This is a genomic window from Candidatus Woesearchaeota archaeon, assembly GCA_018675335.1.
In the GTDB taxonomy this organism is placed as follows: domain Archaea; phylum Nanobdellota; class Nanobdellia; order Woesearchaeales; family UBA11576; genus JABJCP01.
On the sequence record JABGYH010000007.1, the window covers coordinates 211,736 to 228,623 of the forward strand.

14 protein-coding genes are annotated in these 16,888 nt (G+C 29.8%); 6 read left to right on the forward strand and 8 right to left on the reverse strand.

All coding sequences use genetic code 11. The features are described 5' to 3' along the window. Positions 1-294: 294 nt before the first annotated feature. Positions 295-852 (reverse strand): hypothetical protein, encoded by a 558-nt coding sequence (locus tag HN587_05410; GenBank protein ID MBT7903275.1) that lies wholly within the window; start codon positions 850-852, stop codon positions 295-297. 236 nt (positions 853-1,088) lie between these two features. Here HN587_05410 and HN587_05415 point away from each other — a divergent pair, with 236 nt between their 5' ends. Then, positions 1,089-3,929 (forward strand): hypothetical protein, encoded by a 2,841-nt coding sequence (locus tag HN587_05415; protein ID MBT7903276.1) that lies wholly within the window; start codon positions 1,089-1,091, stop codon positions 3,927-3,929. Here HN587_05415 and HN587_05420 read toward each other — a convergent pair. Further along, the gene (locus HN587_05420; GenBank protein ID MBT7903277.1) at positions 3,926-4,522 is read right to left on the reverse strand and encodes a hypothetical protein; all 597 of its coding nucleotides are present in this window, start codon (positions 4,520-4,522) and stop codon (positions 3,926-3,928) included. The two genes, HN587_05415 and HN587_05420, sit on opposite strands and share 4 nt — an antisense overlap. A 36-nt stretch (positions 4,523-4,558) precedes the next feature. Then, complete coding sequence (gene infB / locus HN587_05425) at positions 4,559-6,325, reverse strand: translation initiation factor IF-2 (protein ID MBT7903278.1); 1,767 nt, start codon at positions 6,323-6,325, stop codon at positions 4,559-4,561. An 87-nt stretch (positions 6,326-6,412) separates the two neighbouring features. Between infB and HN587_05430 the strand changes: the two genes are divergently transcribed. Beyond that, the gene (locus tag HN587_05430) at positions 6,413-7,468 is read left to right on the forward strand and encodes a hypothetical protein (GenBank protein ID MBT7903279.1); all 1,056 of its coding nucleotides are present in this window, start codon (positions 6,413-6,415) and stop codon (positions 7,466-7,468) included. Between the two features lie 27 nt (positions 7,469-7,495). Here HN587_05430 and HN587_05435 read toward each other — a convergent pair whose 3' ends face one another. After that, positions 7,496-8,113 (reverse strand): hypothetical protein, encoded by a 618-nt coding sequence (locus HN587_05435; protein MBT7903280.1) that lies wholly within the window; start codon positions 8,111-8,113, stop codon positions 7,496-7,498. 308 nt (positions 8,114-8,421) lie between these two features. Here HN587_05435 and HN587_05440 point away from each other — a divergent pair, with 308 nt between their 5' ends. Beyond that, a complete protein-coding gene (locus tag HN587_05440; GenBank protein MBT7903281.1) occupies positions 8,422-9,615 on the forward strand; it encodes an AAA family ATPase in 1,194 nt (397 codons plus the stop codon). 7 nt (positions 9,616-9,622) lie between these two features. Here HN587_05440 and HN587_05445 read toward each other — a convergent pair whose 3' ends face one another. Further along, entirely contained in the window at positions 9,623-10,375 is a 753-nt protein-coding gene (locus HN587_05445) for a hypothetical protein (protein MBT7903282.1), read from the reverse strand. Between the two features lie 91 nt (positions 10,376-10,466). Here HN587_05445 and HN587_05450 point away from each other — a divergent pair, with 91 nt between their 5' ends. After that, a complete protein-coding gene (locus HN587_05450) occupies positions 10,467-11,339 on the forward strand; it encodes a hypothetical protein (protein MBT7903283.1) in 873 nt (290 codons plus the stop codon). 92 nt (positions 11,340-11,431) lie between these two features. Here the strand turns inward: HN587_05450 and HN587_05455 are convergent, their stop codons facing one another. Together HN587_05455 and HN587_05460 are read right to left on the reverse strand one after the other, a co-directional pair. Next, positions 11,432-11,707: an elongation factor 1-beta gene (locus HN587_05455; GenBank protein ID MBT7903284.1), complete on the reverse strand. Its 276-nt coding sequence runs from the start codon at positions 11,705-11,707 to the stop codon at positions 11,432-11,434. Positions 11,708-11,726: 19 nt separating this feature from the next. Next, the gene (locus HN587_05460) at positions 11,727-11,903 is read right to left on the reverse strand and encodes an RNA-binding protein (GenBank protein MBT7903285.1); all 177 of its coding nucleotides are present in this window, start codon (positions 11,901-11,903) and stop codon (positions 11,727-11,729) included. Between the two features lie 204 nt (positions 11,904-12,107). On the opposite strand from HN587_05460, the gene HN587_05465 reads away from it, so the two are divergent. Next, positions 12,108-12,839 (forward strand): HAD hydrolase-like protein, encoded by a 732-nt coding sequence (locus HN587_05465; protein MBT7903286.1) that lies wholly within the window; start codon positions 12,108-12,110, stop codon positions 12,837-12,839. A 112-nt stretch (positions 12,840-12,951) separates the two neighbouring features. Here HN587_05465 and HN587_05470 read toward each other — a convergent pair whose 3' ends face one another. Continuing rightward, complete coding sequence (locus HN587_05470; protein ID MBT7903287.1) at positions 12,952-13,236, reverse strand: translation elongation factor-like protein; 285 nt, start codon at positions 13,234-13,236, stop codon at positions 12,952-12,954. 308 nt (positions 13,237-13,544) lie between these two features. On the opposite strand from HN587_05470, the gene HN587_05475 reads away from it, so the two are divergent. Next, entirely contained in the window at positions 13,545-16,862 is a 3,318-nt protein-coding gene (locus HN587_05475; GenBank protein ID MBT7903288.1) for a hypothetical protein, read from the forward strand. The last annotated feature ends 26 nt before the right edge of the window (positions 16,863-16,888 follow it).

Here is a 16,888-nt window from a genome sequence, read left to right on the forward strand (position 1 = left end):
GCCCATGTATTCAAGCCTATAAATGACGTCTTGGAAACCTACCATATTATTACCTCCTTTTAAAAATCGAAATTAAATTTTTTATTTGTTAATTAAAATATTAAAATTTATTTTAAAAAAATTGAATTAAAATATATTTTATGTTAAATTAATGATTATTAGTATTTATATTTATCCTTTTTATAAGATTTGATTTTATAAGTTTTGATTTAAAAATTTGTTTTAAAGATTTAATTTAAAAATTTGGATTTAAATAAATTTCATTAATCCTTGACTATAGATCATAAAATAAATTTAATCTTTTTTATCTGCTGCATCTTTTGGAGACTTTACAATAAAATACATGAAAACAATAACTAAAATCATCAAAGCAATCGACCCCACAATATTTGAGTCCCAATGATTAATTAAATATGCCCACGAAGGTTCTAACCAACCAAGTGCATTCATAAAAATTAAAATAATACCTATAAGCATTGCAATCATAAATGATGTTCTCCACCATCCTTCTTTAAGATATGCAACCTCTCCCTCTTTCATAAATGATCCTATTAAAATAAGAAAACAAACTGAAACTAGAAGCAATAAAACCATGTGAGCTAATGCCTGATTAATAATCGCTACAAGACGAGTTGATGCTACAACTAAAAATGCAATCACAAATGCAGCCATAGAATTAAGATTTTTACGAGTATATTCTACATCTTTAATTTTTTCAGAACCAAATACTTGCGACTTTTCAAGTATTGCAAATACTATCGTAAAAACAAGAATGAAAGGGAGAATAACATCATAAACTCCTAGATCCCCAAAAAACTCTATAATTCCGCGGAATACACTTTGCTGTGGCATAGAGAGGACATAGGTTTTGAATAGTATATAAATGTTTCGATTTAAAAAGGCGTTGAAAAACAGCATAAAAATGCTTGTGCGCACCGCACGTTCGGAAACGAAGCAAAAAACTGACTTAAATAGCGTAAAAGTCCGTAACGACCTAGCAGTAATTACTTATCGGAATGTTTATAAATCATGTGTTGCTTAAACAGCAGTGAAAATCAATTAAAAATACGAAAATAAATATTGAAACTATGAAATCCACAAAAAAAGCAGATTTTGAAACTGCCAGAATAAATGAAATCTCAAATGAAGTTGGAGAATTTTATAGGCAAATCATCTCAGGAAATGACTTAACTACTGATATGATCAGCCAAACAAGAGAACTATTAGATAATCTAGATTTCGAACTTTCAAAAGAAGAAGAACGATTTGACCATTTAATAGGTGAATTTTCAGAATTTTATATTTGCGCACTATTACAATTACCTATAACCGACTTTAAAAAAACAACTCAAGGAAATGCAACAAAATATGAAAGTTATCAACAAAGCAAAGGACTACGAACATTATATTCCAGACTTAAACTAATACGAAAAGTAAAAAAGAAATTTCTATCATCATTTAGATTTGATAAAATTCAAGGAGATACTAAAGGGATAAGAATTATTCGAGATCACCCCGATACTCCTGAAGTAGATTTTTTTCATGCAGCAAAACAAGAAGACACTTCATATTTAGAAAGAATCGTTAAAGCCAATCCAAAAACTTGGCAATACACCCCATTTGATATAAATAATTATGAAAGAGGAGATTTTAAAGAATTATTTGCCAAATTACTTGATATACACCAAGATCAAAACGAAACAGAATTTGATATTGACTTAGTAAGAGCATATGTTTCTCAAGATATAACTTATATGAATGCATGCATCACAGAATTTAGAAAAAAAGTTAAACGTACAACAAAATATTTTCAGCGTAAAACAGAACATGAAAAAAAAGGAAGAGATGCAAAAAGAGGATTCAAAGAAGATCAACAGTTAGAATGCTTAGAACATTTAGTTGGAATGAATGATCAATTACCTGGGCGAAACGTGAAAAATCCTGACGCATACTTCGCACAAATTTTAAAAATATATGAAGCTAGCATACCTCACCCAAATAAAACTACCAGCTTACAAAAAATTTTAGAAAGAGGCACAGTAACTGGAGCTAAACGGCTAATTGAAGACAGAGTTCATTTATGGCAATATTCACCAGTAGATTTTGATGAATTATTCAAACAAGACTTCGATTTAGCGTTTAGAAAACTACTCAATATTTATGTTCACAATTTTGAAGAGGCCAATTCCGATCAAGTAAAAACAGATATTGAAACAATAATTGATACTTGTGAATTAATACAGTTTAATGTTGTAAAACTAAATCCAGTAACATACGTCAGTTCTCAATTACAACCTGATGAACCTTCCCGAACACAGTTTACAATTGCTAGTCGAGAATATAGAAAATCAATTGAAGACGTATTGGATGTGAAAATAGATATTGTCAAAGCAGACAATAAAAAATCTGCCGCAGCTAAATTCGCAGGACTTTTAAAAATTTACAAAGCAAAAAAAGTTAGTGCAGCAGAGACTGCAGCGAAAGGCTTGATGCGAAACTTATTTTATTTTGAAAGAGAAATCTCCAAAAATCAATTGAGCACACCCTCTGCCACCAATCCAGAAGATACAGATCCAATTGCAGCCCAGGAAATAGAACGTGAAAAATATGTTTTTTGTAGAGAAGGTGATTTAATCCTCATCCTTCGTGCGCAACAAAACAATCCCCAATATTTAGAAGATGCAACACTATTTTTCCAAAAAATACTTGTAGGAAGAAAGCAAACACAAACTGATTCATTAATATTCTCATTAAGCGAACTTCCCGGACAAAAAAAACAAGCAAATAGTTTTGCGATAGTTCCAAAAGATGTCCCTGCAGGATACTTGCCAGTAAAAGTTAATGATATGTCTCAATTATCAACCTTACTCTTACTAAGAAAGGCCAAAAAACAACCTGCACCCTACAAAGATTACACTGCCCACCCGAAAAAAAATGGGTATAAAGGACGACACGCATATTTTGAACGAACAGTTACAGAAGATCAATTAGATGGAACAACTACTGAAACAGTAGATTTAATTGAACTACAATATAGAACTAGTTTAGAACATTTTATTGATGAAGTTGGAAGTGCCAGTTATCAAGATTACTCTAGCGATGTTGAACGAAATCACAATTTTAGTGACGCCGAACTCGAAAAAATTATTGAATTAAGTTTAAGCGCAGATTTAAGTCCTCATCAAATAAAAAACGAAAAACGAAAACGAATGAAAAATTTTAGACGATACGACGCAATAATTGATACAATAATTTTAAACAAATATGCTGAAAAAATTCAACGAGTATACACAGATTTACTTTTAGAAGAAGATCTTGAAATAGTTGAACAAAAAATGGGGCTTTTAGTCACATTAAGGAAAAATTTAATCAAAGACTTTCAAGAACAAATAGAAACAGATGATCCCGCAAATAAAATTCGACAAAGAATTACAGATTTAACTCGAAAAATGCAAGAATTGCCCCAAGAATTTATTCTTCGCGCAGGACTCAAAGCTTACGAAAGATATGATAAAGCAAGCGTTATAATCGGAGTTTTACGACAAGAACCATTAGTCCAACATGGACAAGAAAAATTAGTTGAACATAGTTATGATTTTTATAAATATTTAACTTTATGTGCTTTCACTCGAGCATATTTAGGTCAACGAAACCTTAATCAAGCACAAACCCGAGTTGGAACTGCACTTTTACAAGCAGCAGAAACTTGTGCCAATTGTAAAGACGATTTAAAAGAAGTCGAACGAAGAACAGTACTTGAAAAGTCCATGGGAACATATTTTGAAAACCACACAGGAAAAATTAGTAGAGACTTAATACGCCCGCCAACAATAGAAAAAGGACGACTTGTTGATGAACTTGATCGCCTTAGAAGATATAGAGTTGATAACAACCAAGAAATCATAGATTACGTTGTGGATAACAGCTAAGAAATTATTTTAATTCTGCGACTTTTAGGCACAAAATTAAGAAACGACTTTTTATCCTTATTTGAAAATTTGCCAACACATAAAAAATCAGTTTTATACTTAACAATAACATAGCCAGAATAATTTGAAATCGCATCTTCTGAAAGATCATCAAACGATAAATCAAAACCTAAAATCCATTCTTTAACTTGTGCTTCAGACAATTCCAAAATATTTTTTGTTGCAATAGATCCAATTATTTGAGATCCCTCCATAGAAAGACGAATCTCATTTCGATCAAGAGTTGCAAAATAAAGTCCCATTTTTTCAAGTCTAAAAAAACTCATTTCATCAGATAATACATCAAATCCCCGAGAAATTAGAAAAAGTTTATTTTTAGAATTAATAATTAATGCAACCTCGCCAAAACATTCTTCTTCAGATAAGTTATTTTGTTCAAGCACAGAATCATTTAATTTTGTTAAATTTGTTTTAAAACTTAAATTATCAAAATTAACATTACAGCCCCATTGAGAATTAATTAAATTAATAACATTCTTTTTTTCTTTAGAATTAAGAATATGATAAGATCCTTGTTTTTTTTTGATATTCATTTTTATGTAGGCCAGCCAATAGGGAAGTTAATAAAATTATATTCCCCAAACAGGATTCTGCTCTCGTTTAATCATCGCAATTTCCTTAAGTAATTCCCGTTCAGGATTGGATAATAATTCTTTAAACTCTTTTAATTTAATAAAATCTTTTTCAGGCATAGATACAAACAAATTTTCACCTTCCACAATTTGCCTGCCCACAGTTACTCCTGGAAGAGAAATTGCAACTTGACTTCCTTCATCTACAGATTGAACAGAATCTTTTTCTTTTTGAATGCTTTTAACTAACGCAACCTCAACCCCATTTTCTTTCATAAGCATAACATTTGTTGAAAGTTTTCCAATTAATAAATCAACACCTACAATTGCAGGATTGCTCTGACGAAAAATATAATTAGGAATTAGCCTAAGTTTACAAGGCCTTGTTAGCGAACCAATTTTTTCAAGCTCATACTTACGTTTTTCTTCAGCTAACCATGCTTCATAATTTTCGATAAGTTTGTAAATAATATCATTTGCAAGAATTTTAACTTTTGCTGAAACTTTAATAACGTCCTCAGCAGGATTAAGATTAAATGCGAGGATTACTGCAGATAACGGATCTTGTTCAAGATTTGATTCTGCATCAATAACATCTTTTTTAGAAATATCTCCAACAGATGCTTTTCTAATAGTGACGCCCCTATCTCTTAACATACTTGAAAGCGCTTCTAATGAACCAATAGTATCTGCCTTAATAATAATTCCTTCTTTATCTGTTTGAACTAAAATATCATTAAGTTCTTGGTTCATCTCATCAGCAATTAATTGAGTATCTTTTTTATCACAAGATCTAACTGGCATACCTGCAACAATCCCATTCATATCAGGACAGGAAATTTTAACACCAGTTGCTGCAACTACTTCTTTTGTGGATTTAAACTTGGTTTTTTTATCCCTCATCTCAGCTAAATCTGCAGGCAACATTAATGCTCTAACTTTAGTAATAATAGAACCATTAACTCCCCCAATAACTAATGAATCATTAACTTTTAACGTACCATCATAAACAATTACATCCATTGTTTTTCCTAAACCTTTCTCTTCTTTAACTTCTAAAATTGTTCCTTTAGCAGGTTGAGAACTATCAAACTCCAGTCGATCACCTAAAAAACGTTGAGCAAGACCTGTTATCATCATCATCAATTCAGAAATACCCTCTCCAGTCTTAGCACTAACCGGAACAATACCAATTTGTTTAGTAAAATCTGCAACTCGATCAAAACGATCACTATCAAAACCGAACTCAGAAATTTTTCCAACTAGAGTATAAAATTTATTTTCAAACTCAGTAATTACAGACGGTTGTTGTGAAGTCAAATTTTTCATAACAGGACCTGAATTTGATTTCCATCCCGAAACTAAATCAAGTTTATTTGCGGCAATAATAAAAGGAGTTTTATAAAATTTTAAAATTTCTATTGATTCGATAGTTTGAGGTTTAAACCCCTCATTAATATCTACAACTAAAATTGCAATATCTGCTAAGTTACCGCCTCGCTTTCTCAAACTTGAAAACGCTGCGTGACCAGGAGTATCAATAAATAACAAACCAGGAATCGTAAAATCCATATTCATCGCTTTTAGAAGATCGCCACACTTATTTTTTATAACAGATAATGGAATAATTGAAGCTCCAATTGCCTGAGTAATTGCACCTGCTTCTGTTGCTATTATACACGTACCTCTAATACAATCAAGAATAGATGATTTACCATGATCAACATGTCCTAAAACTGAACAAATAGGTGAACGAATAGCCATAATAAGCTCAAAGATGGGAAATGTTTTTAAAAGTTTCCATCAACAATATAAATAAAACTGCTTGTTTGATATCAGCATCATAAAAAAATGATAAATGAAAATGGAATAAAAATTAAAGGAAAAGCAAAGAAAACAGTAGATAAAAAAATGGAAACATTCTACAATCCAATAATGAAACTAAATAGAGATTTAAGTGTTCTATTACTAAATTCCATACCAGATGATCAAATGCAAATTGGCCTGCCTTTAGCAGGAAGTGGTATACGCGGATTAAGATTTTTGAAAGAATTAAACAAAGGAAAAATTCGCAACATTTGGTTTAATGATTATAAAGAAAATTATGAAATTGAACTTTGTGCTAATTTAGACTTAAATAAAATTGAAAAAGCTGATTCAATCAATATTTGTAATAGAGAAGCCAATAAATTTTTGTTAAACTTAAATGGACTAGATTATATTGACATCGATCCGTTTGGAACGCCCAATCCTTTTTTAGATAGTTCTATTAAAAAAATTAGCCGAGATGGAATAATTGCAATTACTGCAACAGATACTAGTTCTCTTGCAGGCGCATATCCTAAAGTTTGCAAAAGAAAATACTGGGCAACACCAAGTCATCAAGATGACAAACATGAAATTGCAGTTCGCATTTTGATTCGAAAAGTTCAAATGATAGGAGTTCAATATGAAAAAGCAATGATCCCAATTTTTAGTTATTCAAAAGATCATTACGTGCGTATTTTTTTTAGAAGCTACAAAGGAAAGAAAAAATGCGATAATGTAGTTAAACAATGGCAAATGAAAGGAAATTTTGGACCTTTATGGAGTGGAAAATTGTGGGATTTTGAACTTGTGAAAAAAATGTTTAAAGAAAATTCTAAAACTGGACTAGTTGATATTAATTGGTTACAGCTGATTAAAGAAGAAAGCGTTGTTGAAGAAAAAGATGAAACTGCAGACATTTATTCAATTGTTGAACTTTGCCAAAAACTAAAAATTAACACCCCAAAATTTGAGTTGGTCATTAAAAAAGTAAAGAAAAAAGGATTTGAAATTTCTAGAACCCATTTTAATGATAATTGCATGAGAAGCAATATTTCCGAAGAGGAATTGGCGGCAGTGTTGAAAACTTTGAAAAATTAGAATTCTAATTAGTTCAATAAAAAAATTTTAAATAATCTTCATTAATTGTGATGCTATGACTCTCTTACCTGATTCTGTAAGTTCAAAGTAATTAACACTTTGAAACGTTTCTCGCTTAATTAAATTAATTTTTTCTAATTTAGAACAAGTTCTTAATACAATCGAACGTTTTTTTTCAGGAAACTCACTCGGATACACATCTTGAGTTAGTGCTAGAAGCTGAACTGACTTGCCAGTTTCACGATAAATTTTCCAACAAATAACAAGAATTTTTTTTTCTAAATCAGTCAAATCATATTCGACTTTAAACGGTTTTGGTTTTTCAAGCTTATCATAAAAAATTTTGTGCACATGATCAAAAGACTCAGTAAAAATTTTACCTTTATTTGTTAACGTAATAATAACTTGATCAGAATCATTTCTATCTGAAGTTATAAGCTGAGACTCACAAAGAAGATCAATAGCACTAAATGGTTTATTAAATAACGAAAGTTTGGTTTTAATATCAGTTAATTTAACAAAATGAGAAGATTTAAACACATATTCTGTGTCATAAAGTAATTTAAGAATATTAATTGCCTGATTATCATTCAAAATTTTTCTTAAGCACGGCGGTTTTTTAGTCATAATACTCCCTTTTATCATATGTGGCTCCTAGTTGTTTAACTCAAACCAGCAATCCCACCCACATAGTAAACTAAACAGAGGAAATCACATAAAAATATTGTTGTTTCCAAATAGATATAATGAAACGAAGAAAAGAAATTAGGTATACTGTAGTGAAGAAAAAAAATTAGGTATAATGCAGTGAAGAAAAGAAATAGAGCCTAAAGGAATAAACGGAAATAAAGGAACAAAAAACAAAATATTTAAATATGAAACAGTTTCTTTTTAATAAAACATTAAAACGAAAATTATGTTAAAATTAAAAAATTAAAATTTTTTATGCTTAAATGGGGTGGACAGAAATAGCAACAAAGAAATTAACATTTGCAAGTGTACTCATGAATCCAGTATACAAAGATAGAAACGAACTTTTTTCTTTAGTACCAAAAAAAGGACTAGTCCACAGAATAGAAGAAAAAAATGAAGTTATTATGGAACTTGCACCAATTCTTATGAATAGCGCAGTAAATTGTGTTTTCTTATACGGAACACCCGGCACAGGAAAAACTGCAATGATAACTGAACTCACCGAAGAATTAACAAAAGAAGCAAAAAAAAGAAAAATTGATTTAACAAAAGCATATGTTAACTGTAGCGAAAACAGAACAGAAACAACAATTCTTATCGACATATTAAATCAAATTGGAGATCGCGAATATCCTAGACTAGGTTGGACTCGAACCAAAGCATTAAGTGAATTTAAAAAAATAATCAAAGAAACTGAAATGAATCTTCTCATAATTCTTGATGAAGCAGATTATGCATTAAAAGAAAGTGGAGATGATATTCTTTACAGATTAAGTAGAATTAATCAAAAAATTAAGTCTAATGTTTCAACACTCTTAATTTCAAACGATATTCGAGTTTCAGATTATATCAAACCAAGAACTGCATCAACTGCAGGAAGAGTAAAAATATTATTCGCACCATACAACCATGAAGAATTAAGAGACATATTAAGTGCACGCGTTAAATATGCGTTTCAACCAAAAGTTGTGAAAAAAATAGTAATCGATAAAATTGCAGAAATAGAAGCAAATCGAGGTGGAGATGCAAGAAAAGCACTCGAATTATTAGATACTTGCGGAAAACTTGCACTTGCACAGAAAAAAAATCAAATAACTTTAGAGTTAGTTAATGAAGCAGATACTGCACTTGAAAAAGATACAATTCTTAATACAATTTCAACACTTGCAAAACATCAAAAATTATTATTCTTAACAATTCTTCAACAAAAAGAAAAAGATTTAGAAGGAACTTCAATATATCATAAATATAAAGAAACTTGCTCTAAACAAAATATAACTAACTTATCAGTTAGAAGAATTAGGACATTCTTAGTAGAATTTGATGAACTTGGACTTTTAAAACAAGAAGTTACTTGGCTTAGAACTTTGAAAAAGAAAAGTCGATCAATCAAAGTTGAAATAGATAGTGGAATTAAGAAAAAAGCAATAAAAATGATTAGAGATAGTTTGTAAAAAAGTTTTAACTGCTTTTACCACTCATTTCTTTTTCCCATCGAGCCAATAACTCAACATGATTTGAATATAAGTCAGAAGAATAATTTGGTGCTGCATTAAATATATCAAATTCAGACCAATTAGAATCAAAAGAAATTCTATTTACTGATCTTGTTACTATTTCTTCAGGAGATAACCAATACTGAGTATTCGCAAAAGGTCTTAATCTTGATTCATTTTCAGTTCTCACCGAACTCAGATTAAAAAAACATCCTGAAACTTGTTCATTTTCTGCAACTTTTTGTTGCACATATTTTCGTAACACATTTTTAGAATATGAGTATGATCTCCAAAATGGCACATTAAAAGAATCACTAATCGACCCAAATGCGACCAAACACAATTTTGTTTTAGACTGATTAATTCGATTTATTAATGGCTCTGCAATGTTTTTGAATGTGTCAACATTAGATGAACATACAACCGAATCAAGTTCTTGAAAATCACTCTCAAATTTAAATTTACCAACTGGATGAATATAAACAATTTTATCTATTCCACTTAAATCAATATTTTGAATGCAAGACTGAGTCGTTTTAGAATCCAATAAATCAATTTGGCAATATTTAACAAATCTATTTTTTATCTTAGGCGCAACTCTAGAAATACCCACAATTTGCAAAGTATCCCGATTCTCTCGATTATTAGCATACTGCGAAACATATGCTTTACCCAAAAAACCAGTTACACCAGTTATTATTACAAGTTCATTTACCATCCATTAGTGGCCACCACAAGGCATTATCTATGTTTGGTTCAACATAAATTAAACCAAAAAGTTTAAAAAGATAGTTAATCTATTTAGTTTAATGGCGATTAATTTAACATTTCCACTTGGAAAAAATAAAGACAACATTAAGAACTTAGTATTTAGCATTTTAACAAAAGAATATCCATTAAAAATTATTGATTTAACCAATTTTATAAGAAAAAGATATGGTAAAAGTGTAACATTCCAAGCAGTAAGAAAAGCAATCCTGCAACTCGTTGATGAAAAAGTTCTTGAAAGACGAGAACATAAATTCCAAATAAATAAAAAATGGGTTTTAGAAAGTAAAAAAACATTAGATCAACTATATTCTGACCTTAACAAAGAAAAAATACACCCCACAGGAATTGATTCAATTCAAGGCAACGTATCAGTATTTGCATTCGATTCACTAAATGACTTGATGAAATTTTGGGAAGACTTAATTGATGACTGGTTTGAGACTTTTAAACTCGGAGATCCAAATATTAATTGTTATCAAGGTGCGCATGGCTGGGAAGGACTAATGCATCCCGACCGAGAAAGAATAATGATGAGCAGACTAAAAGAAAAAGGAATAAAATCATTCGCATTTAGCACAGGAAATACTTCTCTTGACAAATATGTTTGGAAATTTTATAAAAGCATAGGACTAAAAGTAGGACTTCACCCGTCCACCACAACATTTGATAGAGGATATTATGTTGTAACATACGGAGAAACAATAATCCAAACCCAATACCCCCCAACAATAATTAAACTGTTAGATAAATTTTTTAAAAAATCCAAATCGATTGATCATCTCAACCTAAAAGAACTATCAGAAATTATCAATAAAAAAATAAAAATCAAATTAACAGTAATTAAAAATTTAGAAATGGCCAAACAAATCAATAAATCAATAATAAATCAAATTAAAGAATCAAAATTATAACCCAAATAACTAAAAAAAAATATAGAAATTGATAAAAATAAAAAATTTAAAAATTCTAAATAAATATTAATGTAAAATTATGATGCGTGAAGTTAACCTAACGCTCGCCTTACATCAATAACTTCAGCGGAATTAACATCTTCAAGTTCTTCAATTTGTTTTTCCATCGCTTCAGTAGAACCAAGTTTCTCATCCCTAACAAAAATTAGATCTAATGCTTTAATTCCAAAAGCTATTGGAGTTATTATAGTTTTACCAATTTCTGCTTCGAAACTTTGAATGATAGTATCTGCTTTACCTTTTAATTCATCCAAATTAACTTCTGGAGAAATAGGCATAAGTCTTAACGTAACAATTACATCTGCCATTATGAAAACCTCCTCATTTTTAGTTAGGCCCGTCAAATTTACATTTAGGGCACGTGTATTTAGCAACTAATTTACGGCAATTTGGACAACGAGTAATCTCACTATCCCCACAATTAGGACACGGAAAACGTGCAGTACCTGCTAAATTACTTACTTTCTTTTTACATGAAATACAATAAACATCTTGGTCAGCCATGCTGAAAACCTCCTAAAATATAATAGATTTTAGGAAAATCAGGTTATTTATAAAGGTAACTGAGCGCTTAAAAGGAAATACTGCCCAAAATAACGATAATTTACACAATTAAGCTCCAAATGATAAAAATTATAAATCCAACCAATACCATTCTCAAGTCCTAAGAAGGAACATTTAATAATACAATAACTGAACCTTAAAACAATGATAATTGGAACAGATCTATCAGGAACACTCATTAAAGAGCAGGCAGCAGCAATAGGCCATAAAGACTGGTTCAGATTAATGTCAACCTTGCTTGAAGACCCAAGTGTTGCTTTAATGGGAAATAATCCAAATTATTTTTTAGAAGTATTTGGGGTAATGTCAAGATATACTGGACTCAATCCCGCCATTGATTCTGAAAAAAAGCTAATGACTAAACTTGCACGAAATTTATTTCAAATGTGTTTTTTAAAATCTGCCAAACAAGCTGCAGCAAAAAATAATTTAGGTTACTTCGAATATTTAGATTTATTAAAAACGTTGAAAACACAAAAGAAGGATTGTAAAATTGCACTAATAACTACAACCCCCCAAGATATTGTAAATCCACTACTAAAACTTATTGATTGTGAAAAGTTATTTGATCACATTTGCAAAAGTGATTTGAGTAACAAACCCAACAAAAAAGAATTACTCGACCAATTTCAAAAACAAAATGGAAAACTCACTTTTTATGTTGGTAATGAATATTCAGATTATGTTGCTTGCACTCAACTAGGAATTACTTGTTTTCTCATAAATTTTGACTCAGAAAAATACAAAAAGTCAATAACTTCTACAAATCCTAAAAATAATACCAATTTAAAAGAACAAATAAAAATCCCCCCACAAAATATTTGTAAAACAATTACTGAACTAAAAGAAAAAATTGAGACCCTAACAACTATTTGACTCGTTAATTAAAAAATTGAAATTTAAAAAATTGAAAAAAAAATCAAGATACAAAAAAATAACAAAAAAGATAGAAGAAAAATAAACTAAAAAAAATAAAAAATAAAAAAAATCAGACTCTCTTGTAAATCTTATCTCCAGATCTTACTTTATCAAGAACTTTTATTCCAAGATCGTCCCCTGACTTTGCTTCTTGAACTGCAACTTTCTTAATTTGCATACTAGTTACAGATTGTTCATAATTAGTTGTTGATCCTTTAAATAAAATATTATCACCAACTTTTAAATCACCCGTTAGTTGAATTGCGGCAACACCCACCCCACTAAAAAAAGAACTCACAGATCCAATCAACTGCAGATTTTCTTCAGGCAAACATTCATCAGATTCACAAGACATATCATCAACCATACTTATCCCCTCATAACTTAGCAATTAGCAAAGTAATCACGCCGTAAAAAAATATAAAAATATCCTCCCCTCAATCACCCCCCTACGCAAGAATGATATAAATAATTTTCGGATGCATACACGTTAAATTTAACTTTTTTAAGAATTATTATGCAGTTTACTTTAAAAAATTTTAGAATATACTAAAGTTACACTACTTAATTTACACTACTTAAAATATTTTACTATTTTTTAAGAGTTATAAAAGTTTATAAAATAAACAATATAATATATTATTATTACGGGGGTAATACAGCATGGTTAATAATATGGACTTTGACAATCTTGCTAATCAAATGGATGAAGTTTTAGGAGAGGCACCTAATCCCGCAAATCAACAACCAATTGCAGGACAAAACCCTAACTACGACGGAAGCCAAGTAAGTACGATCAATCAAATTTCTCAGAATAAACGAAAAAAAGGATTTTTCTCATTTTTTTTCAAACACAAAACTGAAGAAGAAAACACCAAAATAAACGAAAAGAGCAGTGTAACTAACCCCTCTGACGAAAAATCTAACCAAAATAAGTCAGATTCAAATAAATTAAAAAGTAGTGTAACTACAAAGTCCCAAAATTCCACTAGTAATGAACGTAAATTAACTGAACGAGAGAAAATATTAAGCAAAAAAGAAGAACTATTAACTAAATTATCCCAAGCAGTAAATCATAAACGAGAAATGATTACTCAAAAAGAGACTGAAGCTAATCAAACCCTAAAAGACGCAAAAGAATTGAAAAGATCAGCAGACATAGAACACAAAGAAATTCTAATCAAACTCAAAAAAATTCATGAAACCTCACGCGATGCTCTAAAAGACAAAGAGCTTATTGAAAAAGACGTGGGAAAACTTAATCGTCGAAAACAAGAACTAGAAGAAGAAATTCTCCTTAATTCAGCCAGATTAACTGAATTACAACAAAAATGCACAATTGAAAATAAAAATTTGATAAAACTTACTGCTCCCGTTGATGTAGACACATTACCTCACGCTAAAAAACTAACTAAACGAAAAGAAGCACTAGATCAAAAAGAAACACTACTAAAAAAATTAGCAGGAGCGATCAAAACTAAACAATCAAAAATTGACGTTACTGAAAAAAAATTACTCTCTGAAAAAGAAAAATTAGAACGCAAAAAACTTCAAATAGAATCTGTAGAAGATGAATTACAAAGAAGAGATCAAATAATTCAACTTAGAATACAAGAAATTGATAAAGATAAGGAAGGCGCATACAATCAAATACTTGAATTACAAAAAAGAAAAGATGAACTACACAAAGAAATTCTAGATCAAGACGATGTACTACACTTAACTAAAGAAAAAATAGAACAAGCAAAACAAGAATACGCTAAATATGAAATTAACAAGAAAGAACTAGACTCTATGATGCTTGCTATGAGTACTGATTCAGTAAATAACGCGCAATCTGATGAAGAACTAATCCCTCTTCCTCCAGGACATGAAAATTCGTCCCAAAATCGCCTCGGAGCGTTAAAACATTTAGCTGAGAAAAAAATACTCCCTTCAAGCGCAGAGTTAGAAGAACAACAGGAAATGATTGCAAATGACATTGAGCAAAGAAAAAAATGGATGGAACAAGAAGAAGAAAAATTCAAAAAAAGAGAAATAGAAATTGAAAAACGAGAAGATGATATTCTAAAACAAATTACCACCATGGAAGGTGAAGTTAGTAATTTACGAAAATTAAAAGAAGATTTAGTAAAAAGTATTGATAATCTTAATTCTAAAAAAGAACAATTACAAGAAAAAATTAAAGAAAGATTAGAAAAATTAGACTCAATTACAAAACTTATCAAAACGAAACAAAGTGAATTTAATATCGACGATAAGAAAAAAGAATTACTACAATTACAAGAAAAAATTTCAGAACTAGATTCAAAAATAGATGTGCGAAAAAAAGAACTTATGCAAGATGAAGATCAGTTAATAAATAAAGAAAAAGAATTGCATGAAAAAGAACAAGCAATCAAAATAAGAGAAGAAAGTATACTTGAACTCAAAAAAGATTTTGTAACCGAAAGACAACAAGAAGAACTTAAACTAAAAGAAATAAAAGACGAAGTCCAAAGTCTATCCGATAGACGGCATCAATTTGAAGCAGAACTAACTGATGCGCGAAATAATTTAGAAGAAATAAAAAAACTTGCTCAATTAAAACAAGCAGAATTTATTGAGATGGGAAATCAAAAAGAAGATTTGACTTCTCGAGAAGAAATAATTAAACAAAAAGAATTAGACTTATCCACACTCGAACAAAAAAATCAAAATCAAAAAAGAATTTTAGAACAAAAAGAAGAAGATTTGAAAGACATAAATAAGCTTCTTAAAGAAAAACAAGATATGCTCATCAATAGAGAAAATAAACTAAATAAAGACATACAAATATTTAATAAAAATGTTGAAAAAACAGAAAAACGACGAGCACAGATAGAAGAAAAAATAACTAAAAGAAAACTCGCAATCGAAGAGCTTGAACGAATAAAACTTTTACGTGAAAAAGAAATAAAAGAAAAAGAGAAAGTAATTGAATCAAAAATTAAAGAAAAAATGAAAGAGGTTGAGACACTCAAACTCCAACATAGAAAACAGATGATCCTAGAAAGTAAACAAGCAGTAGAAAATAACAAAATACTATCTGCAAAAGAAGATGAATTGTTAATGACATTAAAAAGAATGGAACTTGACAAAGCACTTCTAGATCAAAAAGAACAAGAAATAACTGAAACTGTTAAAAAATTAGAAGATGATAAATACTTAATATCAAGTAAGGAAGACAGCATTGTTGAAAAAATTGATAAACTTGAATTACTAGAACCGTCACTAAAAGCACGAGAAGAACGATTACATCATTATGAACAACAATTAGAATCCAAAAAAGAAGAACAAGAACACGAATATTCACATAAAATTGACAAAATTGAAGACTTACAAAAACAAAGAATGAAAGAACTTGATAAAATTGAAAATAAACTTCTTAAAACACTTGACAAAGTACAAATAAAAGAAGAAAAACTCAAACAAGTAAAAGAATTACGAATGAGTGTTGGAGTATTACAAAGAAAAATTGATGAATTAGGTGATGTTATCACCACACAAGTGTCAGAAATAGAAACTAAAAAAGAAAAAATAGAAGAGTTAAATGCACTAGCACTAAGAGATACTGGAATCAAATTAGATCTTGAACGCAAACAAAAAGAATTAGAAGCAAAAGAACAAGAAATATTTGAAAAAGAAGATGCGCTTCTTATGGAAAAGAAACAAATAGAAGATGAAAGCAAACTAATCGATAATAAAAATTTCTCAAAATACGTTGAACAAGAATTACGCAGATATAAAACAGGAGTTGCAGGTGCCACACACGATGATGTACGCCAATTAATTAATCATACAAAAGAATTAATTAAAATTGGTAAATTAACTGATGCAGCAACAAATTATGGCAAAATAGGCAACATTTATGAAAATTTAGATCTAGGTGTGTCTGAAAAGAAAAGGCTATACTACGCAATTCTCGAGCTCAAAACAGATATTGAACTTGCGCACTTGTAAACCTAATACAACTATAAATTAACTTT